The sequence below is a fragment of the Salmonella sp. 2020_1459 genome (assembly GCF_043847915.1).
In the GTDB taxonomy this organism is placed as follows: domain Bacteria; phylum Pseudomonadota; class Gammaproteobacteria; order Enterobacterales; family Enterobacteriaceae; genus Salmonella; species Salmonella enterica.
Window position 1 is genome coordinate 310,498 of record NZ_JBCMFA010000006.1, and the last position, 21,177, is coordinate 331,674.

Here is a 21,177-nt window from a genome sequence, read left to right on the forward strand (position 1 = left end):
CAAACCTGCGGTTAATACATCAGAGTAATTTGTTGCGCTTTAGCGTAGGCCACAAAGGCCTCGTCGGGACGGCGGTCGCTGATAATCGTATCAAAGCGTGATAATTCCCCCATCCGCGCCGGACGTACCTTGCCGAATTTACTGTGATCCACCACCAGTACATGGCGCTGTGCCATTGTCATTGCCCAATGTTTTACCGGCAGCTCTTCCAGATTAAAGCAGGTAGCGCCTTTACTGGTATGAACGCCGGCGGCGGAATAAAACGCGATATCCGGACAAATATTGTTTAACGTTTCATGGAAATCAAGCGGTTTGAAAATGGCGTTGCTGGCGTGAAACTCCCCGCCGCTGAGGATGGCGCGGCAATGGGGTTTGTCCTGCAGCGCCAGAAAGGTATTAAGTGAATAGCACACCGCCGTAAAGGGAAGGTCATTATCAATGGCTTCAATGATCCACGGCGTGGTGGTGCCACAGTCAATAAATACCGTCTGATGCGCTTGTACCAGGCCCGCAGCCAACTGAGCGGCTCGGCGTTTTTCTTCCACCAGACGAGATTTTTGATCGCTTAACAGATAATGGCTGGCGCTGCGGGGCTCCAGTACGATATAGCCGCCCAGCAATACGACAGGCGCGCTTTTATGGTTCAGGTCGCGACGAATGGTCATTTCAGAGACGCCCAACAGGGTCGCGGCTTCTTTAAGATGAAGTTTATCGCTGCGTTTTAAGGCCTGCAGCAATTGACCAATACGCTCGTCGCGTCGCGTTTCCATAGTTCCCCTGGAGAGTTAAATAAGCGCTCCGCACCATACAGAGCGCTTAATATTACTCTTTTTTTCGCTATTTAGTCACGTACCCAGCCTTTTCGAATGGGCAATGCGAAACAGAAACGGTAACAACGTTGCAGCGCCTGGTAGAGCGGCGCGCCGTACCATTGCCAGATCAGCTGTGCGCTCAGGCAGCCAAGCATCGCTACCAGCAGCGCGCCAATCATATCTAACGGCCAGTGTACGCCGAGATAGACGCGCGACCAGGCGATGGTCATGGCTATCGCCATCATCACGATGCCTGACCAGAGGCGGTGCCAGAACAAAAACGCCAGCGCAAAGGTAAAAATCACCGTACCGTGATCGCTGGGGAACGAGTCATCGGCGGCATGATGCAGGAAGTTATAGCCGATATGATCGACAAACGGACGGTCGTGCGGGAAAAGGTGTCCCATTGTCCAGGAGACCGCCAGACTGATAATCAGCGCGATGCCGATTTTAACGATCAGCTGGCGCTGAGCGCAGACCCGATCGCGGGGACCCCACAGCCAGAGTACCACGGCTAAGAGCGGGACAATGTTGATGACATCTTTGGCGATAAAGATAGCGAGCGAAATTGTCCACTGCGCGGAATCAGGCGTGGCGTTAATAAAATAAAACAGCGAGTTGTTAAGGTTTTCCAGCATAACATCCAGGCTCGGAGCAATGAAATCAAAAGGGATAGCCAGCTCATCCCCGTGCAAACTGAGCATAAATGCAGCGTAACAGGGAGGAAAAGCAGTATTGTCTTATTTGGCGGCAACATGAAGAGATTTAAGACAATGGCATAAAATAATGTCGATGATAACGGCGCAAACTTAAATTAACCTTAAAGTACGCAAGCGCTAAGCGGCTTTCTGTAAAAATGTGCGCTATTTCCCTTGCAGCCTCATAATTCGCTATCTCAGTTCCCCGACTTTCATTACACTCTGCGCGGTTTTTATTGGCGAAGAGATGGTATGCAGAATCGTTTACAATCAGGCGGCAGGCTGGGACGTCAGGCGCTACTTTTTCCTCTCTGTCTGGTGCTGTACGAATTTTCTACTTATATTGGCAACGACATGATCCAGCCGGGTATGCTGGCGGTGGTTGAGCAGTATCAGGCGGGCCTGGACTGGGTTCCGACGTCCATGACCGCTTATCTGGCGGGCGGTATGTTCTTACAGTGGCTGCTTGGCCCGTTGTCTGACCGGATTGGCCGTCGTCCCGTGATGCTGGCGGGCGTCGTGTGGTTTATTGTCACCTGCCTGGCGACGTTACTGGCGAAAAACATCGAACAATTTACCTTCCTGCGTTTTTTGCAAGGGATTAGCCTGTGTTTTATCGGCGCTGTAGGGTATGCCGCGATTCAGGAGTCCTTTGAGGAGGCGGTGTGTATAAAAATTACCGCGCTGATGGCGAACGTGGCGTTAATCGCGCCGCTACTGGGACCACTGGTTGGGGCGGCATGGGTGCATGTTCTGCCGTGGGAGGGGATGTTTATTTTATTTGCCGCACTGGCCGCTATCGCCTTTTTCGGGCTACAGCGCGCAATGCCGGAGACCGCCACGCGGCGGGGCGAAACGCTGTCATTTAAGGCGCTGGGCCGGGATTATCGACTGGTGATAAAAAACCGGCGGTTCGTCGCAGGGGCGTTAGCGCTGGGATTTGTCAGCCTGCCGTTGTTGGCCTGGATTGCGCAGTCGCCGATTATCATCATTAGCGGCGAACAGCTCAGCAGCTATGAATATGGTCTGCTGCAGGTGCCCGTTTTTGGCGCGCTCATTGCCGGTAATCTGGTGTTGGCGCGTTTAACCTCCCGACGTACGGTTCGCTCGCTGATCGTGATGGGCGGCTGGCCTATCGTCGCGGGGCTGATCATCGCCGCGGCGGCGACGGTGGTTTCATCCCATGCTTATTTATGGATGACGGCGGGATTAAGCGTATACGCTTTTGGCATTGGGCTGGCGAATGCCGGACTGGTGCGTCTGACGCTCTTCTCCAGCGATATGAGTAAAGGAACGGTCTCGGCGGCGATGGGAATGCTACAAATGCTGATTTTTACCGTTGGCATTGAAGTCAGTAAACACGCCTGGTTAAGCGGCGGCAATGGGCTATTTAGCCTGTTTAATCTGGCAAACGGTATTCTTTGGCTACTGCTGATGCTGGTCTTCTTAAAAGATAAGCGGACGGGGAATTCGCAAACAGTCTGAGAGAGCGGCTACGCCTGATAAGCTTTCTGTTATCAGGCGTAGAGAGGCATCCGCTAGACGTTGAACGGCGGCTCGTTGTTTAATACGCTGTCGATGATATCCAGCACGCCTTCCTGATTGTTCGATCCGGCGCGGTATTTCGCCGCCGCCGCGACCGCTTCGCTGGCGTGCGACATGGCAAAACTAAACCCGGCCTGACGCAGCATCTCAATATCGTTGCCGCCGTCGCCGAATACCACCACTTCACTATCATGAATGCCCCAGCGCTGCTGTAACAGACGCAGGCCGTTGGCTTTATGCACGCCGGGAATTATTAAATCAATACTGCCATAGCCGGTATGAACGGGGACCATGATATCGCCAATGGCGTCGTGCAGCGCCGCCTGTACTTCCGGTATCCGTTCATCGGTAATATTAAGGCCGAATTTGAAAAAAACATCGCTGATATTGTTGAAATTATCCACAAACTCCAGACGATGATAATACATTGCCGCAACGGCTTTTAACGCATCGTCGTACCGTTTCAGCGTGTAGGCGCTGTTTTTTCCACAGGCGATGATCTCCACATCGGCGCGTGTGAGCAGGTGTTCGACAACCGCCTGGAAGTCGGCTTTTGTCAGCTCGCCGTTAAAAATATCCTCGCCTTCGCTGACCACCCAGCCGCCGTTTTCCGCGACAAAAGCGATTTCGTGCGCAATTTCCGGAAAGAAGGAGATTAACTGGTAATACTGGTTGCCGCTGGCCACGACAAAGCGAATGCCTTGCCGCTTCATTTGTTGGTACTGCGCCATAAACCGGTCACGGTTATAGGTTTTTTGATCGCTCAGAAACGTGCCGTCCATGTCGACGGCGATTAATTTGATACTCATGCGTTATGCTCCATCACCGGTTGCGGAGTCGATACAGGTTTGGCGACGGCCTTCGCCACCAGCGCCGCCAGAATAACCAGCGCCAGCACAACCATCATGGCGCTGCGTAATCCATAATGCTCTCCCAGATAGCCCAACAGCGGCGGCCCGACCAAAAACGCCAGATAGCCGGTCGTGGCGACAACGCTCACGCGCGTCGGCGCGTCGGGACCGGTATCGCTGGCGGCGGAAATGGCCAGCGGGAAGCCGAGCGAAGCGCCTAAGCCCCAAAGAATGACCGAGACGCCGGCGACCCAGTCGCTATCGACAAAAATAATCAGGCCAATGCCCAACGCTCCCATCAACGCGCTGGCGCGAACAACCGTCACCCGGCTATAGCGGTCAATAAACCAGCCGCCGGTAAAGCGGCCAACGGTCATACCAAGCGTGAAACCGGCGTAGATCAGAGAGCCGGAGGTTGGGCTAAAACCGTGTCCGTCTACCATCAGTAGCGGTAGCCAGTCATTCGCAGATCCTTCGGCGAATGCCATTGCCAGCACCACCACGCCAATAAGCAAAAGCTGGATGTCCCGATAAAAAGGTAATCCTTTTTCCTGAAGGTGAGAATCTTCCGATGCGTTTTTACCCGTACCGTCAGGGATCGCCCGAATGGCGATGAAAATGGGCGCGATCGCCACGGCAGCCGCGAGGATGATATGGATGTTAGCCGGGACGCTTAATGCGGTTAACGCCATGCCGACACCAGCGCCCGCCAGCGTGCCGAAACTGTAAAAACCATGCATCATCGGCAGAACGGTTTTATTCAGCTCGCGTTCGACCGCCGCGCCTTCGACATTAATCGCCACTTCGGCGGCGCCAAAACTGGCGCCGAAAACGGCTAATCCAAGGGCAAAAATCAGCGGCGAGGCGCACCACAGCGCGATGCTAAGAATAACCATCCCGCCTACTGCGCAGGTCATCGTCGTGCGAATAACCTTCCGGGTGCCAAATCGTTTCACCAGCCAGGCGGAACAAAGAATACCGCTCATTGAACCGATAGAAAGCCCGAATAAGACCGCCCCCATTTCCGCGGTAGAGACGGAAAGAATATCCCGAATAGCAGGCGTTCGGGTTGCCCAGGAGGCCATCAGCAGTCCGGGTAAAAAGAAGAACATAAACAGCGCCCAGGTACGGCGTTTTAAGGCGTTACGTGAGGAGAGGACGGTCATAGCGTCATGCCAGAAAATAGAAGCGAGAGGTAAACATTAGCAAGCTTGTGTACATTTGTACATATCATCGTCATACTTCATTGTGCAGACAGTTTTTACTGTCTGTTTTTTCAGCGTAAGCGGCAGGCTACTATCGCCTGCATCCTGAATGAGATGTGGAACTCATCATGAAAGAAAATGCCGTAAGACGCGCCAATGATCCTAAGCGACGGGAAAAAATAATTCAGGCCACACTGGAAGCGGTAAAGACCTATGGCGTTCATGCTGTGACGCACCGGAAAATCGCCGCTATCGCTCAGGTGCCGCTTGGCTCGATGACCTACTATTTTGCCGGTATGGATGCGTTATTGAGTGAAGCTTTTACACTTTTCACCGAGAACATGTCGCGTCAATACCAGGACTTTTTTGCGCAGGTGACGGATGCGGAGGGGGCGTGCCAGGCGATAACGGAAATGATTTACGGCTCGCAGGTTACGACGCCGGATAATATGGCGTTAATGTATCAGTTATATGCCTATGCCAGCGATAAGCCAGCGTTAAAAATAGTCATGCAAAACTGGATGCAGCGTAGCCAGAATACGCTGGCGCAGTGGTTTGACGCACAGACCGCCCGCGCGCTGGATGCGTTTATCGAGGGGATGACGCTGCATTTTGTAACGGATCGAACGCCGCTGGCGCGTGAAGCGATTTTACAGATGGTAAAGCGAATCGCCGGAGAGTCAATGTCGTGTCACTCTGCGTCAGGCAACAAAAAACCCACCAACCTTGAACCGAAATGGCGGGGTTGATGGGCTCCACAAAATGGGGACATCAAAGAAAAGCAGTGGCAATAGGTATGACTGATGCTTTAACGAAAAGTTCGACCTATTGGCAAAATTTTTTCACTTAAAGGCAAACTTCAGTTTTATCCTAACCCCGGCCAGATGATGACAATAAGCGTCCCCGCCAGCGTTAGCAGAACGTTGGCGATGGCGTAAGTCCCCGCATAACCCAGCGCTGGAATATTACTGCGCGCCGTATCGCTAATGATTTCCATCGCCGGGGCGCAGGTACGCGCGCCCATCATGGCGCCGAACAGCAGCGCCCGGTTCATGCGCAGCACATAAGCGCCAAACAAGAAGCAGATCACCACCGGTACCAGGCTGACGACAAGCCCGGCGATCAGCATTTGTCCGCCGACCGCGCCCAGACCGTTGCTGATACCGCTGCCGGCGCTTAAACCAACGCCTGCCATAAATACCATCAAGCCGAATTCTTTCACCATGTTAAGCGCGCCCTGCGGAATATAACCAAAGGTAGGATGGTTAGCGCGCAGGAAACCGAGCATGATCCCGGCGAACAGCAATCCGGCCGCGTTGCCGATGCCGAAACTAAAATTGCTGAACTGGAAGGTAATCATCCCGATCATTAACCCGATGATAAAAAAAGCGCAGAAGGCGAGCAGATCCGTCACCTGACTATGGATCGAAATAAAACCAATGCGATCGGCGATGGTTTTTACGCGTCTGGCGTCGCCGCTCACCTGTAACACGTCGCCTTTATTCAGCACGACGTTATCGTCGATAGGCATTTCGATCTGGCTGCGGATGACGCGGTTAAGGAAGCAGCCATGATCGGTCAGCTTGAGCTGAGCGAGGCGGCGACCGACCGCATTGTGGTTTTTCACCACAATTTCTTCCGTCACGATGCGCATATCAAGCAGATCGCGATCAAACACTTCCTTACCATTACGAAAGCTGGGATCGAGCCTGGCGTGCGCGTCCGGATAGCCGACCAGCGCAATCTCATCGCCCATTTGCAGCACCGCATCGCCATCCGGGTTCGCCAGAATACCGTTACGACGAATACGTTCGATATAGCAGCCTGTCTGGCGGTAAATACCCAGCTCGCGCAGGTTTTTGCCGTCAGTCCAGGCCACCAGTTCCGGACCAACCCGATAGGCGCGGATAACCGGCAAATAAACCTTGCGATTAGCATCGGTATCCAGACCGCGCTCGCGAGCAATTTGCTGGGCGCTGGTTTGCAAATCCTGATGCTGTAGTTTAGGCAAGTAGCGCGCGCCCACGATCAGACTGACCAAGCCAATCAGATAGGTCAGGGCATAGCCCAGGCTCAGATTATCAAGAGCGGAGGAGAGTTGCGTGCTGGCGATGCCGGAATGTCGCAGGGTATCGCCTGCGCCAACCAGCACGGGCGTGGAGGTCATTGAGCCAGCCAGCATACCGGCCGTCAGGCCGATATCCCAGCCGAATAGCTTACCAAGGCCTAAGGCGATTAGCAGAGCGCTACCGACCATGACCAGGGCAAGCATCAGATAATTTTTACCGTCGCGAAAAAAAATCGAAAAAAAGTTGGGGCCAGCCTCGACGCCGACACAAAAAATAAACAGCATAAATCCCAGATTTAGCGCGTCGGTGTTAATACTGAAGTGTTGCTGCCCTAATAATAGAGAGACCACTAAAACGCCAATGGAATTACCAAGTTGGACTGAACCCAGACGTAACTTGCCAAGACACAGGCCAAGAGCCAGGACCACAAATAATAACAGGATGTAATTCCCATTTAACAAATCTGCGACGTTTATATTCACGGAGACTAACTTCTTGTTTACGAGTAAGCTGTTGAAAGAAATGGTAATTTACGCTACTGTTTTTATCATGAATTAAGGGTGCAATCGTATTGCATACAGCATCCAAATAAAAACAACACAACAATATATCCTGCTAGTTTAATCTTATTGCGTACTAACGGCTATAAGAATCGTGCAGGTGTGTTTTTGGCATGGAATGCCACATGACTTTATCTGACTGGATGCCTCACGGCGGAAAGCGTGTTCGATAGAGAGTGTCAGGAGGAACGATTGAAACATAAACACGGGTGGGCAAGCGTTGTCTGCTGCTTTGTACTCTTTATTGTGGTGTGTCTTTCATTAACTATGCATGTACAAGGCGCTTTTCGCGCGGCAGGGCATCCTGAGATTGGACTGTTATTTTTTACGTTGCCTGGTGCGGTGGCCAGTTTTTGTTCTCACCGGCGCGAGGTGATCCGACCGCTGATCGGGGCGATGCTGGCGGCGCCGTTTTGCCTGGTGTTAATGCGCGTGGTATTTATGCCTACCCGATCGTTTTGGCAAGAACTGGCGTGGTTATTTAGCGCCGTATTCTGGTGTGCGTTAGGCGCGCTCTGTTATTTGTTTATTAGCAGCCTGTTTAGCCACCGGCGAAAAAAACGCCGATAGCGCCCTCCGTCAGAGGGCGTTGCCAGAGCAATCAGGCGAAAAGATTCAGATTTTCTTTTGCCCATGCTTCAAAATCCGTACAGCCGCCGATATGTTTTTGATCGACAAAAATCTGCGGTACGGTTTCTACAGGTTTACCTACGGTTTTTTCCAAATCCGCTTTAGTAATGCCTTCAGCATGGATATCAATATAGCGGTAGTTGAAATCGTCGCGTTCTTTGCTCAGTTTTTCCGCCAACTCTTTTGCACGCACGCAATAAGGGCACCCTGGGCGGCCAAAAATAACAGTAAACATATCTCTCCTCGAACATAAAGCCAGACGGCGAACAGGTGTTATCATGCCGCGATTTACGGCAGATGAAAAGCAGGTTACGCCTGTTCCTTTGATAACCCAGGGCTATATCTGTTAAGCACGCCGGACCAGAACGTTCTACACTGTGCGTCAGTTAACCGGGAGGCTTGATATGCGCACGATTGGCGTGTTACCCAAAAGCATACTGATACTGGAATGCCTCGGTATGATTTTGCTGGCGCTTGCTCTGCTATCGCTTAATCATTACCTTACGCTGCCCGCGCCGTTCAATACGCCGCTGGCTGGCGTATTGATGGTTTTCCTCGGCGTCGTGTTGATCCTCCCCGCCGCGGTGGCGATGATGTGGCGTATTGCGCAGTTACTGGCGCCGCAGTTGATGAAACGTCCACCCGACATTTCTTCCCGTTCAGATAGAGAAAAGCATAATGAGTCCGACCATTGAACTTCTTTGTGGCCATCCTTCTATTCGCCATTTCACCGATGAACCCGTGACTGACGCGCAGCGAGAGGCCATTATTGCCGCCGCGCGCAGCACGTCCAGTTCCAGTTTTTTACAGTGCAGCTCTATTATCCGTATTACCGATCGGGCGCTGCGCGAGGCGTTAGTGCCCCTGACGGGCGGGCAAAAGCATGTGGCGCAGGCCGCTGAGTTCTGGGTATTTTGCGCCGATTTTAATCGTCATTTGCAGATCTGTCCTGACGCGCAGTTGGGGCTTGCCGAACAACTGCTGCTCGGTGTCGTCGATACGGCGATGATGGGGCAAAATGCGCTGACGGCGGCGGAATCACTGGGGTTAGGCGGCGTATATATCGGCGGCATCCGTAACAATATTGAATCTGTTACAGAACTGTTAAAATTGCCGAAGCATGTATTGCCGCTCTTTGGCCTGTGTTTGGGATGGCCTGCGGATAATCCGGATCTAAAACCGCGCCTGCCTGCCGAGCTTGTGGTTCATGAGAACCAGTATCAACCGCTTGATGAAAAGCTGCTGGCGCGCTATGACGAGCAGTTGGCTGAGTATTATCTGACCCGCGGCAGTAATACGCGACGCGATACCTGGAGCGATCATATCCGTCGCACCCTGATTAAAGAAAATCGCCCATTTATCCTTGAATATTTGCATAAACAGGGCTGGGCGACGCGCTAAAACCTGCGGGCCAGTGTATGATACGCGGGCTTTTCAGGGTTTTCAGCGAGGTGCAGGGTGAAAATTGCCATATTGTCCAGGGATGGAACGCTCTATTCTTGCAAACGTCTGCGCGAAGCGGCGATGCGGCGCGGCCATCTGGTCGAGATACTCGATCCTCTTTCCTGCTATATGAATATTAATCCGGCAGCGTCGTCGATCCATTACAAGGGGCGTCGTCTGCCCCATTTTGACGCCGTTATTCCCCGTATTGGTTCGGCCATTACCTTTTATGGTACCGCTGCGCTACGTCAGTTTGAGCTATTGGGTAGCTATCCGCTGAATGAATCCGTCGCCATTACCCGCGCGCGCGATAAGCTGCGATCGCTACAACTTCTGGCGCGCCAGGGGATCGATCTTCCCATTACCGGGATCGCCCATTCGCCGGATGATACCAGCGATCTTATTAAGATGGTTGGCGGGGCGCCGCTGGTCGTGAAGCTGGTAGAAGGCACGCAAGGGATCGGCGTGGTATTGGCGGAGACGCGTCAGGCTGCTGAAAGCGTTATTGATGCGTTTCGGGGGCTGAATGCCCATATCCTGGTTCAGGAATACATTGCCGAAGCTAAAGGATGCGATATTCGTTGTCTGGTCGTCGGCAATGAGGTTGTGGCGGCGATTGAGCGGTGCGCGAAAGCCGGTGATTTTCGCTCCAATCTTCATCGTGGAGGGGTGGCCAGCATCGCGACGATCACGCCCCGTGAACGGGATATCGCCATCAAAGCCGCACAGACGCTGGGGCTGGATGTGGCGGGTGTCGATATTTTACGCGCCGCGCGCGGGCCGCTGGTGATGGAGGTGAATGCCTCGCCGGGACTGGAAGGTATCGAAAAGACTACGGGCGTGGATATCGCGGGGCGAATGATTCAGTGGATAGAACGTCACGCTACGCCTGAATTTTGCCTTAAAATCGGCGGCTAATCGCAATCGTGGATTCCGCCGTAGTACGAAGCACGCTTTTTGCGTAAGCTGTGCCGGTAATTTTTTCATCGTCATCGTAAGAGGTAGCACATTATTATGATATCACTGGTCGTTCCCACTCTGGATACGTTGCGTCAATGGCTCGACGACCTGGGCATGAATTTCTTCGAATGTGATACCTGCCAGGCGCTGCATTTGCCGCATATGCAGAATTTTGACGGCGTCTACGATGCTAAAATCGATTTGGTGGACAACACCGTTCTTTTTTCCGCGATGGCGGAGGTCAGGCCTTCCGCGTTGCTGCCGCTGGCGGCCGATCTCTCTGCTATCAACGCCAGTTCGTTGACGGTAAAAGCCTTTCTCGATATGCAGGATGATAATCTGCCAAAACTGGTTGTGTGCCAGTCTTTATCCGTTATGCAAGGCGTCACCTACGAACAGTTCGAATGGTTTGTTCGCCAAAGTGAAGAGCAGATTTCTATGGTGATCCTTGAGGCCGGGGCGCATCAGCTTCTGTTTAACGCGGAAGAAGACGCGCAAAAAACCAGCGCAGTTGACCATTTTCTTCACTAATCCCTTCCGATAATCAGGCAGTCGCTGCCAGCGCGGCTGCTGTTTACACTTTTTTATGCTGCTATTAACCTTTATTTAAAGAATTATTCACCTCCTTTCTGACCATTTCGCTTTATCACATAGACAAAACCTGCATAAAAAATTGATAAAAGGCGTTTTTTAATCTGGGCTATAGCCTCAAACCTTAGCTAAAGTTATTCTTGCGAAGCTTCTATAGCGAGCTTGATGGCAGGGAGGGCGACCTCTCTTCTTCATTTGTATCAAATGAAAAGGTATGCACATTTCAGGCATGTTTTAAACCACGCCTAATGGGTTCATTTGTTAACGGATTTCAGAAGGAAAGCGATGATGACCGCCTTAAAGAAAAAATGGCTATCGGGTCTGGTTGCGGGTGCTCTGATGGTCGTCTCTGTCGGCACGCTCGCTGCCGAACAAAAAACGCTGCACATTTATAACTGGTCAGATTATATCGCGCCGGACACGGTGGCGAACTTTGAAAAAGAGACCGGGATTAACGTTATCTATGATGTCTTTGACTCTAACGAAGTGCTGGAAGGCAAGTTAATGGCAGGCAGCACCGGGTTCGATCTGGTGGTGCCATCGGCCAGTTTTCTTGAGCGCCAGCTCACCGCGGGCGTTTTTCAGCCGCTGGATAAAAGCAAACTTCCCGGCTGGAAAAACCTCGATCCTGAACTGCTGAAACTGGTAGCGAAGCACGATCCTGACAACAAATACGCCATGCCCTATATGTGGGCCACGACGGGCATTGGCTATAACGTTGATAAAGTGAAAGCGGTGCTGGGGGATGATGCGCCAGTGAATAGCTGGGATTTAGTCCTCAAGCCGGAAAATCTGGAGAAGCTAAAAAGCTGCGGTGTCTCTTTCCTTGATGCGCCTGAAGAAATTTTTGCCACCGTGCTGAACTATCTGGGTAAAGATCCGAATAGCAGCAAAGCGGATGATTACACCGGTCCGGCAACCGATCTATTGTTGAAGCTACGGCCAAACATTCGCTATTTCCACTCCTCGCAATACATTAACGATCTGGCTAATGGCGATACCTGTGTGGCCATCGGCTGGGCGGGCGATGTCTGGCAGGCCGCTAACCGGGCGAAAGAGGCGAAAAATGGCGTCAATATCTCTTTCTCGATCCCCAAAGAGGGGGCAATGGCGTTTTTTGATGTGTTTGCCATGCCGGCTGACGCCAAAAATAAAGACGAGGCCTACCAGTTCCTTAATTATCTGCTGCGCCCTGATGTGATTGCCCATATTTCCGATCACGTTTTCTACGCCAATGCGAATAAAGAGGCGACGGCGCTGGTCAGCCAGCAGGTGCGCGATAACCCGGGAATTTATCCGCCGGCGGATGTGCGGGCCAAGTTGTTTACCCTGAAAGTGCAGGAGCCGAAGATTGATCGCGTCCGCACCCGCGCATGGACGAAGGTGAAAAGCGGTAAGTAATTTATTAACGGTATGGCCTGATAAGCGTGCGCTATCGGGCATTCCACCGTTTGTATCGTTTGATTGTGTTATGCCGGAGAGCGCCTTATGAATGATGTCCCCCACCGCCCGCAGGTGAAAACCCGTAAAGCGCTGACGCCGCTTCTGGAAATTCGCAACCTGACGAAGTCATTCGACGGGCAACATGCTGTCGATGATGTCAGTCTGACTATCTATAAAGGCGAGATTTTTGCCCTGCTGGGCGCGTCAGGTTGTGGAAAATCGACTCTGCTACGGATGCTGGCAGGTTTTGAACCGCCGAGCAGCGGGCAAATTATGCTCGACGGCGTCGATCTGGCGCATGTTCCGCCGTATCAGCGTCCGATTAATATGATGTTTCAGTCCTATGCGTTGTTTCCGCATATGACGGTAGAGCAGAACATCGCTTTTGGTCTGAAGCAGGACAAACTGCCGAAGGCGGAGATTACCAGCCGCGTCAATGAGATGCTGGGTCTGGTGCACATGCAGGAGTTTGCAAAACGTAAGCCGCATCAGCTTTCCGGCGGTCAGCGCCAGCGCGTGGCCCTGGCGCGCAGCCTGGCGAAACGTCCTAAGCTGCTCTTGTTGGATGAACCGATGGGCGCGCTGGATAAAAAATTACGCGACCGGATGCAGCTTGAAGTGGTGGATATCCTTGAGCGCGTCGGCGTGACCTGCGTCATGGTGACGCACGATCAGGAAGAAGCGATGACGATGGCGGGGCGCATTGCCATCATGAACCGTGGAAAATTTGTGCAAATTGGCGAACCGGAGGAGATTTACGAGCATCCGACGACCCGCTATAGCGCCGAATTTATCGGATCGGTAAATGTTTTTGAGGGCTTACTGAAAGCGCGTGAGGAGGACGGTCTGGTCATTGACGCGCCCGGTTTGGTTCATCCGTTAAAAGTCGATGCAGATGCCTCTGTCGTTGATAATGTGCCGGTATATGTGGCGCTACGTCCGGAAAAAATCATGCTGTGTGAGTCGCCGCCTGCCGATGGCTATAATTTCGCCGTCGGCGAAGTGGCGCATATTGCGTATCTCGGCGATCTGTCTATTTATCATGTGCGGCTAAAAAGCGGGCAGATGATCAGCGCTCAACTGCAGAATGCGCACCGTTACCGGAAAGGGTTACCGACCTGGGGCGATGAAGTGCGTTTGTGCTGGGAAGCGGATAGCTGCGTGGTCCTGACGGTATAAGGGGGAAACATGAGCACACTTGAACCTCCGGCACGCATCAGTAAACCTGGCGGCGCGGCGCTATGGTTGGCGCGAATGCAAATGAAACATGGGCGTAAGCTGGTTATTGCTTTGCCCTATATTTGGCTCATTCTGCTGTTTTTACTGCCGTTTCTTATCGTCTTTAAGATAAGCCTGGCGGAAATGGCGCGGGCGATCCCGCCGTATACCGATCTGCTGGAATGGGCTGACGGTCAGTTGTCGATTACGCTCAACCTCGGCAATTTTTTGCAACTGACCGACGATCCGCTCTATTTCGAAGCCTATCTGCAATCGTTACAAATTGCCGGTATTTCCACAATCTGCTGCCTGCTGTTGGGCTACCCGCTGGCGTGGGCGGTGGCGCACAGCAAGCCCTCCACGCGCAATATCCTGCTGCTGTTGGTGATTCTGCCCTCGTGGACGTCTTTTTTAATACGCGTCTATGCCTGGATGGGCATTTTGAAAAACAACGGTGTGCTGAACAATGTGTTGCTGTGGCTAGGGGTTATCGATCAGCCGCTGACGATCCTGCACACTAACCTGGCCGTCTATATCGGCATTGTTTATGCTTATCTGCCGTTTATGGTACTGCCCATTTATACCGCATTGACGCGCATTGATTATTCGCTGGTGGAAGCGTCGCTGGATCTCGGCGCCCGACCGCTGAAAACATTTTTTAGCATCATTGTCCCGCTCACCAAAGGCGGAATCATCGCCGGCTCGATGCTGGTTTTTATCCCGGCGGTGGGCGAGTTCGTGATCCCGGAACTGCTTGGCGGGCCGGACAGTATCATGATTGGTCGCGTCCTGTGGCAGGAGTTTTTCAATAACCGCGACTGGCCGGTTGCTTCTGCGGTCGCCATTATTATGTTGCTGCTGCTGATAGTACCGATCATGTGGTTCCATAAACATCAGCAAAAAAGTGTGGGGGAGCACGGATGAATAACTTACCGGTCGTTCGCTCGCCCTGGCGCATTCTGATTCTGGTGCTGGGGTTTACTTTTCTCTATGCGCCGATGTTAATGTTGGTGATTTACTCGTTTAACAGTTCGAAGCTGGTGACGGTGTGGGCGGGATGGTCGACGCGCTGGTATGGCGAGCTCTTTCGGGATACCGCCATGATGAGCGCAGTGGGACTAAGCCTGACAATTGCCGCCTGCGCGGCGACGATGGCGGTGGTGCTCGGTACTATCGCCGCGGTGGTGATGGTGCGATTTGGACGATTTCGCGGCGCAAACGGCTTTGCGTTTATGATCACCGCGCCGCTGGTGATGCCGGATGTGATTACCGGGCTGTCGCTGCTGCTGCTGTTTGTCGCGCTCGGTCATGCTATCGACTGGCCCTCCGATCGCGGGATGCTGACCATCTGGTTGGCGCACGTCACGTTCTGTACCGCCTACGTGGCAGTGGTGATCGCTTCGCGATTACGCGAACTGGATCGTTCGATTGAAGAGGCGGCGATGGATCTTGGCGCGCCGCCGTTGAAAGTCTTTTTTGTCATTACGTTACCGATGATCATGCCAGCAGTGATCTCGGGCTGGCTGTTGGCCTTTACGCTCTCTCTTGACGATCTGGTGATTGCCAGCTTTGTTTCCGGTCCCGGCGCCACCACGCTACCGATGCTGGTTTTCTCCAGCGTGCGCATGGGTGTGAACCCGGAAATCAACGCGCTGGCGACGTTAATCCTCGGCGTGGTAGGAATCATCGGATTTATTGCCTGGTACCTGATGGCGCGAGCGGAAAAACAGCGGATTCGCGATATCCAGCGTGCAAGACGCGGCTGAAGCCACTAAAATCTTCCACTATGGCAATGCGTTGCCGCGCGAGTCGCGGCATCATTTTCAGGGAAGACATTCATTGGGATTTATAAAGCAATCAACCTCATCACATGCCCGTTTAAATGTGCCTACGCTGGTGCAGGTTGCGGCTATGGCGATTATTTTGATTCGCGGTCTCGATGTGCTGATGATTATGAATACCCTCGGCATACGCGGGATGGGCGAGTTTATTCATCGCAGCGTGCAGACGTGGAGCTTAACCCTGGTCTTTCTGGCCAGCTTAGTGCTGGTCTTTATTGAAATTTATTGTGCGTTTTCGCTGGTGAAAGGCCGTAGCTGGGCGCGCTGGGTGTACCTGGCGACACAAATTATTGTAAGTGGGTATCTGTGGGCGGCGTCGTTAGGCTACGGGTATCCGGAGTTGTTTAGCATCGCGGGAGAATCGAAGCGTGATATCCTGCATTCCCTGGTCATGCAAAAACTCCCCGATCTTTTAATTCTGTTTCTGCTGTTTATTCCCGCTCCCAGCCGTCGGTTCTTCCGGCTGCAATAATGTGTATAATCGTCGCCCCGGATAATATGAAGGTTTTTTGGTATGCAGTGCGCACTCTATGACGCGGGTCGCTGCCGTTCCTGTCAATGGATTACGCAGTCGGTTAACGAACAACTTTCCGCAAAAACAGCCGATTTACATCGTTTGCTGGCCGGGCTGCCTGTTGAACAGTGGTGCGCGCCGATTAGCGGCCCGGAACAGCATTTCCGCAACAAAGCGAAAATGGTCGTGAGCGGTAGTGTAGAAAAACCGCTCTTCGGGATGCTGCATCGCGACGGTACGCCGGTCGATCTTTGCGGCTGCCCGCTGTATCCCGCCTCCTTTGCCCCCGTATTCAGCGCGCTAAAACCTTTTATTGCCCGGGCCGGACTCACGCCTTATAACGTGGCGCGAAAACGTGGCGAACTGAAATACCTGTTGCTGACGGAAAGTCAGTTCGATGGCGGTATGATGCTACGCTTCGTGTTGCGTTCAGAAACCAAACTTACGCAACTGCGCGCGGCGTTACCGTGGCTGCGTGCGCAACTGCCGCAGCTCAGAGTGATCACCGCAAATATCCAGCCGGTACATATGGCGATTATGGAAGGGGAGACGGAAATCTACCTGACGGATCAGCAGGCGCTGGCGGAACGTTTTAACGATGTGCCGCTGTGGATTCGTCCGCAAAGTTTCTTTCAGACCAACCCTACGGTCGCCAGCCGATTATATGCGACGGCGCGCGACTGGGTAGGGCAACTGCCGGTACGCCATATGTGGGATCTTTTTTGCGGAGTGGGCGGATTCGGCCTGCACTGCGCGACGCCGCAGATGCAATTAACCGGTATTGAGATCGCGCCGGAGGCGATTGCCTGCGCGAAGCAATCCGCTGCCGAGCTGGGATTGACCCGCCTTCATTTCCAGGCGCTGGATTCCACCCAATTCGCCACCGCACAAGGCGAAACGCCCGATCTGGTGTTGGTGAATCCTCCCCGCCGCGGCATTGGCAAGCCGTTGTGCGATTACCTTGCACAAATGGCGCCGCGTTTTATCATTTATTCGAGCTGTAACGCGCAGACGATGGCGCAGGATATTCGCCATCTGCCGAACTACCGTATTCAACGTGTTCAGCTTTTCGATATGTTCCCGCATACCGCGCATTATGAAGTGTTAACACTGCTTTGCAGGCTGTAGCGCCAAAAGCCAGACATACAAAATATCTATATTAACTATCTAATTATCCATAAATAATAATAACCATGATCGATCGATAAAAAACTCCGATCGATCATGGTTATATACTACTCTATTTTTGCAAATCAAATCACAAATAATCACTTTAAATCTTTTAATGACTAATTTTGATTATTACAGTGCGTGTAAGGCAAAATTAGACAAGGTGGTTTATCGGGTAACTTTCAATAGCATCAGCGAAGCAATACGTAACGTCAGTAAAGGGGTCAATCATGACAACGAATAGGCACGCTTATGGAGGGCGTTCAGACGATGTTTGCCAAATTTATAGATGTTATTCAAACGTTTTTAACTGAACCGGCAATATTAATTGGGATATTAGTCGGTGTTGGCTATGCGCTGGATAAAAAGACGCCTATAAAAATTATCACCGGTATGATCAGCGCGATGGTCGGTTTGATGATGGTGTTATTTGGCGGCTTTCAATTTTCAGCCACTTTTAAACCGGTTGCAGAGGCAGTCAGCAAGGCTTATGGCGTGCATGGATACTTAATGGATTCATATGCCATGAAAGCCGCGACGCAAATAGCGCTGGGCGATAATTTCGGCTATGTAGGATACGTTTTTGTATTGGCGTTTTTTACTAACCTGTTATTAGTTTTATTTGGCCGTTATACCGGCGCAAAAGGTATATTTCTTACCGGTAATACCGGGGTCTCTCATTCACAGGCAGTACTGTGGTTAATCGTCTTCTGGCTGGGGTTCGGTTGGGTACAATCCATTGTAATTGCCGGGGTATTGACCGGGGTCTTTTGGGCGTTTTCAACTACACTTATTGTTAAACCCATCGCCAAAGTGACCAATAACGCCGGTTTTACCATTGCGCATAACCAGATGCTGGGACTGTGGTTTTTCTCGAAATTCGCGCATAAATTCGGCGATCCGGAAAAGCATGACGCCGAAAACCTGAAACTTCCCGGTTGGTTAGCCATTTTTAACCACAACGTGACGGCAATCGCCATTGTGATGACGCTCTTCGTTGGCGGTTTTCTATTGGCGACAGGGATCGATAACGTACAGTTAATGGCGAAAGGCAAACCCTGGTATATCTATATCATCAATCTGGGCCTGCAATTCTCTATGTATATGGTCATCTTGCTGCAGGGCGTGCGGATGATGGTTGGTGAAATTAACGGTTCGTTTAAAGGATGGCAGGATCGCTTTATTCCTAACGCCATACCGGCTGTGGATGTTGCTGCTTTATTACCTTTTTCGCCTAACGCGGCCACGCTGGGATTCGTCTTTTGTACTTTCGGCACGATTTTTTCCATGGGCATTCTGCTGCTCATCCATAGCCCTATTATGGTACTGCCTGGTTTTGTTCCGCTCTTCTTTTCCGGCGGTCCCATCGGCGTATTAGCCAACCGAATGGGGGGATATCGTTCCGTTATTATTTGTACTTTCCTGTTAGGGATTATTCAGACTTTCGGTACGGTATGGGCCATTCCTTTAACCGGGCTGGCAAAAGAAGGTGTGGGCTGGACGGGAATATTTGACTGGGCGACTCTGTGGCCTGCAATTTGTGAATTACTGAAATTTATTGCTTCAACGTTCCATCTTGGTCCTTATTCCATTTAATTGATTCGGTTTATATAAAGGATTTTATTATGAAAGATTCTGTAAATATTTTATTCGTATGCGGTTATGGTGTAGGCAGTAGCGTAATGTTACAGACTGTTGTTAAAAAAGCGTTAGCAAAATATGACTTCTCTTTTGATATGGAGCATACGGCAGCGGGAGAGGTCGGTGGATTTACCGACTGGGCAGATATTTATGCGATTTCGAAAAAATTGCTTGATGTTGTTAGCCTCGATCCTAAACACGGACAATATCTCATTCCCATTGAAAATATCATGGATGGCGAATCAATAGGTAAACAGATTTACGATGTGGTAGAGAAAAATTTTCCGCACCTGCTCAACAAATGAGGGTGAGTCATGAAAGCGATTATTCTGCTGTTTGACAGTCTGAATAAAAACTATTTGCCGCCCTATGGCGATTTGCTAACGAAAGCGCCTAACTTTCAACGCCTGGCGGCACATGCCGCCACCTTTGACAATAGTTATGTCGGCAGTATGCCCTGTATGCCAGCCCGTCGGGAACTGCACACCGGGCGCTATAATTTCCTGCATCGTGAGTGGGGGCCGCTGGAACCCTTTGATGATTCCATGCCGGAATTATTGAAAAAAGCGGGGATCTACACCCATCTTATCAGCGATCATCTGCATTACTGGGAAGACGGCGGCGGTAACTACCATAACCGCTATAGCTCCTGGGACGTAGTACGCGGTCAGGAGGGCGATCACTGGAAGGCGAGCGTTGGCGAGCCGCCCATTCCGGAAGTACTGCGCGTTCCACAAAAACAAACCGGAGGCGGCGTTTCCGGGCTATGGCGTCATGACTGGGCGAACCGCGAATACATCCAGCAGGAAGCCGATTTTCCCCAGACGAAAGTTTTTGACGCCGGGTGCGATTTTATCCATAAAAATCATGCCGAAGATAACTGGTTATTGCAGGTTGAGACGTTCGATCCGCATGAGCCGTTTTATACCACCGAGGAATATTTATCGCTCTATGACGATGAGTGGCAAGGCCCGCATTATGACTGGCCGCGCGGCAAAGTCAGTGAAAGCGAGGAGGCGATAGCGCATATTCGCTGTCGTTATCGGGCCCTGGTTTCCATGTGCGACCGCAATCTGGGACGTATCCTTGATCTGATGGATGAACACGATCTCTGGCGCGATACGATGCTGATTGTCGGTACCGATCACGGCTTCTTGCTGGGGGAGCACGGTTGGTGGGCTAAAAATCAAATGCCCTATTATAACGAGGTGGCGAATAACCCGCTGTTTATCTGGGACCCGCGCAGCGCGGTATGCGGAGCGCGACGGCAGTCGCTGGTGCAGATGATTGACTGGGCGCCAACGCTACTGGATTATTTTCAGCAACCTATTCCCGCAGATATGCAGGGCCAACCGCTGGCGAAAGTCATTGCCAGTGATGAACCCGTCAGGGAAGGCGCGCTGTTTGGCGTGTTTAGCGGACATGTTAATGTTACCGACGGACGCTATGTTTATATGCGGGCCGCGCAGCCGGGGCGTGAGCATGACATTGCGAACTACACGTTAATGCCGATCAAGATGAATGCGCGTTATGACGTGGATGAACTGGGAAAATTATCTCTGGCGCCTCCGTTTAAATTCACTAAAGGGCTTCAGGTATTACGTATTCCGGCCAGGGAAAAATATAAAGGTGTGAATAGCTTTGGTCATCTCTTGTTTGATCTCAGAGACGATCCGCAGCAGCAACATCCTATTCATGATGAGGCCATCGAAGCAAGGATGATCAACTTACTTATCCGTTTGATGAAAGAAAATGATGCTCCGGCGGAGCAGTATCGCCGTCTGGGTCTGGATGTTATCTAAAACGTAACAATGTTGTAAGCCGGGTACGCGTCAGCGTCACCCGGCAAGTATTAGTCCGAATCGCCTGTTGATGCAGGCGTTTGAGACTGATGACAAACTGTAGAATGCTCAATGGCGCTGCGCTTATCAGGCCAGGATAGTTTCCGATGGCGGCCCGTGGGCTGAATAAGGTATTTATACTGCC

22 protein-coding genes are annotated in these 21,177 nt (G+C 51.8%); 16 read left to right on the top strand and 6 right to left on the bottom strand.

The genetic code is table 11. The annotated features are described in order from the left end of the window. Window positions 1–11: 11 nt before the first annotated feature. On the bottom strand, window positions 12–770 hold the full coding sequence (gene deoR / locus ACH0VJ_RS17080; RefSeq protein WP_000450104.1) for a DNA-binding transcriptional repressor DeoR: 759 nt from the start codon (window positions 768–770) through the stop codon (window positions 12–14). Between the two features lie 71 nt (window positions 771–841). After that, complete coding sequence (gene ybjG / locus ACH0VJ_RS17085; protein WP_023181381.1) at window positions 842–1,450, bottom strand: undecaprenyl-diphosphate phosphatase; 609 nt, start codon at window positions 1,448–1,450, stop codon at window positions 842–844. Between the two features lie 312 nt (window positions 1,451–1,762). Here ybjG and ACH0VJ_RS17090 point away from each other — a divergent pair, with 312 nt between their 5' ends. Continuing rightward, window positions 1,763–2,995, top strand: a complete 1,233-nt coding sequence (locus ACH0VJ_RS17090; RefSeq protein ID WP_001181285.1) for an MFS transporter — start codon at window positions 1,763–1,765, stop codon at window positions 2,993–2,995. Between the two features lie 53 nt (window positions 2,996–3,048). Here the strand turns inward: ACH0VJ_RS17090 and ACH0VJ_RS17095 are convergent, their stop codons facing one another. Both ACH0VJ_RS17095 and ACH0VJ_RS17100 read right to left on the bottom strand, forming a co-directional pair. Beyond that, window positions 3,049–3,864 (bottom strand): Cof-type HAD-IIB family hydrolase, encoded by an 816-nt coding sequence (locus tag ACH0VJ_RS17095; RefSeq protein WP_000023548.1) that lies wholly within the window; start codon window positions 3,862–3,864, stop codon window positions 3,049–3,051. Next, a complete protein-coding gene (locus tag ACH0VJ_RS17100) occupies window positions 3,861–5,072 on the bottom strand; it encodes an MFS transporter (protein ID WP_371359481.1) in 1,212 nt (403 codons plus the stop codon). The genes ACH0VJ_RS17095 and ACH0VJ_RS17100 overlap by 4 nt, the downstream gene beginning before the upstream one ends. Window positions 5,073–5,239: 167 nt before the next feature. Between ACH0VJ_RS17100 and ACH0VJ_RS17105 the strand changes: the two genes are divergently transcribed. Next, window positions 5,240–5,860 (top strand): TetR/AcrR family transcriptional regulator, encoded by a 621-nt coding sequence (locus tag ACH0VJ_RS17105; protein WP_000661873.1) that lies wholly within the window; start codon window positions 5,240–5,242, stop codon window positions 5,858–5,860. 116 nt (window positions 5,861–5,976) lie between these two features. Here ACH0VJ_RS17105 and ACH0VJ_RS17110 read toward each other — a convergent pair whose 3' ends face one another. Further along, on the bottom strand, window positions 5,977–7,662 hold the full coding sequence (locus ACH0VJ_RS17110) for an aspartate:alanine antiporter (protein WP_001024853.1): 1,686 nt from the start codon (window positions 7,660–7,662) through the stop codon (window positions 5,977–5,979). Window positions 7,663–7,932: 270 nt separating this feature from the next. Here ACH0VJ_RS17110 and ACH0VJ_RS17115 point away from each other — a divergent pair, with 270 nt between their 5' ends. After that, complete coding sequence (locus ACH0VJ_RS17115) at window positions 7,933–8,310, top strand: inner membrane protein YbjM (RefSeq protein WP_000680850.1); 378 nt, start codon at window positions 7,933–7,935, stop codon at window positions 8,308–8,310. Between the two features lie 31 nt (window positions 8,311–8,341). Here the strand turns inward: ACH0VJ_RS17115 and ACH0VJ_RS17120 are convergent, their stop codons facing one another. Continuing rightward, window positions 8,342–8,605, bottom strand: coding sequence for a GrxA family glutaredoxin (locus tag ACH0VJ_RS17120; protein WP_000495513.1), 264 nt, complete (start codon window positions 8,603–8,605; stop codon window positions 8,342–8,344). A gap of 169 nt (window positions 8,606–8,774) precedes the next feature. On the opposite strand from ACH0VJ_RS17120, the gene ACH0VJ_RS17125 reads away from it, so the two are divergent. The 13 genes from ACH0VJ_RS17125 (at window position 8,775) to ACH0VJ_RS17185 (ending at window position 20,993) form a co-directional block, all read left to right on the top strand. Next, window positions 8,775–9,065, top strand: a complete 291-nt coding sequence (locus tag ACH0VJ_RS17125; RefSeq protein ID WP_001259128.1) for a YbjC family protein — start codon at window positions 8,775–8,777, stop codon at window positions 9,063–9,065. Further along, window positions 9,049–9,771 carry a nitroreductase NfsA gene (nfsA, locus tag ACH0VJ_RS17130; RefSeq protein WP_079833550.1) on the top strand — a complete coding sequence of 241 codons (723 nt, stop codon included), beginning with the start codon at window positions 9,049–9,051 and terminating at the stop codon, window positions 9,769–9,771. The genes ACH0VJ_RS17125 and nfsA overlap by 17 nt, the downstream gene beginning before the upstream one ends. A gap of 57 nt (window positions 9,772–9,828) precedes the next feature. After that, entirely contained in the window at window positions 9,829–10,731 is a 903-nt protein-coding gene (gene rimK / locus ACH0VJ_RS17135; RefSeq protein WP_000684361.1) for a 30S ribosomal protein S6--L-glutamate ligase, read from the top strand. Between the two features lie 96 nt (window positions 10,732–10,827). Continuing rightward, entirely contained in the window at window positions 10,828–11,304 is a 477-nt protein-coding gene (locus ACH0VJ_RS17140) for a YbjN domain-containing protein (protein WP_000624814.1), read from the top strand. 348 nt (window positions 11,305–11,652) lie between these two features. Further along, complete coding sequence (gene potF, locus ACH0VJ_RS17145; RefSeq protein WP_000125769.1) at window positions 11,653–12,765, top strand: spermidine/putrescine ABC transporter substrate-binding protein PotF; 1,113 nt, start codon at window positions 11,653–11,655, stop codon at window positions 12,763–12,765. 87 nt (window positions 12,766–12,852) lie between these two features. Then, the gene (gene potG, locus ACH0VJ_RS17150) at window positions 12,853–13,986 is read left to right on the top strand and encodes a putrescine ABC transporter ATP-binding subunit PotG (protein ID WP_001000698.1); all 1,134 of its coding nucleotides are present in this window, start codon (window positions 12,853–12,855) and stop codon (window positions 13,984–13,986) included. Between the two features lie 9 nt (window positions 13,987–13,995). After that, window positions 13,996–14,949, top strand: coding sequence for a putrescine ABC transporter permease PotH (gene potH, locus ACH0VJ_RS17155; RefSeq protein ID WP_000105453.1), 954 nt, complete (start codon window positions 13,996–13,998; stop codon window positions 14,947–14,949). Continuing rightward, the gene (gene potI / locus ACH0VJ_RS17160; protein ID WP_001061626.1) at window positions 14,946–15,791 is read left to right on the top strand and encodes a putrescine ABC transporter permease PotI; all 846 of its coding nucleotides are present in this window, start codon (window positions 14,946–14,948) and stop codon (window positions 15,789–15,791) included. Before potH ends, potI begins: the two co-directional genes overlap by 4 nt. 73 nt (window positions 15,792–15,864) lie before the next feature. Beyond that, on the top strand, window positions 15,865–16,338 hold the full coding sequence (locus ACH0VJ_RS17165) for a YbjO family protein (RefSeq protein WP_001668047.1): 474 nt from the start codon (window positions 15,865–15,867) through the stop codon (window positions 16,336–16,338). Between the two features lie 42 nt (window positions 16,339–16,380). Further along, on the top strand, window positions 16,381–17,508 hold the full coding sequence (rlmC, locus tag ACH0VJ_RS17170; protein WP_001149789.1) for a 23S rRNA (uracil(747)-C(5))-methyltransferase RlmC: 1,128 nt from the start codon (window positions 16,381–16,383) through the stop codon (window positions 17,506–17,508). 294 nt (window positions 17,509–17,802) lie between these two features. Then, window positions 17,803–19,146 carry a PTS sugar transporter subunit IIC gene (locus tag ACH0VJ_RS17175; RefSeq protein WP_000399323.1) on the top strand — a complete coding sequence of 448 codons (1,344 nt, stop codon included), beginning with the start codon at window positions 17,803–17,805 and terminating at the stop codon, window positions 19,144–19,146. Window positions 19,147–19,175: 29 nt separating this feature from the next. Continuing rightward, window positions 19,176–19,496: a PTS sugar transporter subunit IIB gene (locus ACH0VJ_RS17180; RefSeq protein ID WP_000655399.1), complete on the top strand. Its 321-nt coding sequence runs from the start codon at window positions 19,176–19,178 to the stop codon at window positions 19,494–19,496. Between the two features lie 9 nt (window positions 19,497–19,505). Continuing rightward, complete coding sequence (locus ACH0VJ_RS17185) at window positions 19,506–20,993, top strand: sulfatase (RefSeq protein ID WP_000644018.1); 1,488 nt, start codon at window positions 19,506–19,508, stop codon at window positions 20,991–20,993. Window positions 20,994–21,177: the final 184 nt, after the last annotated feature.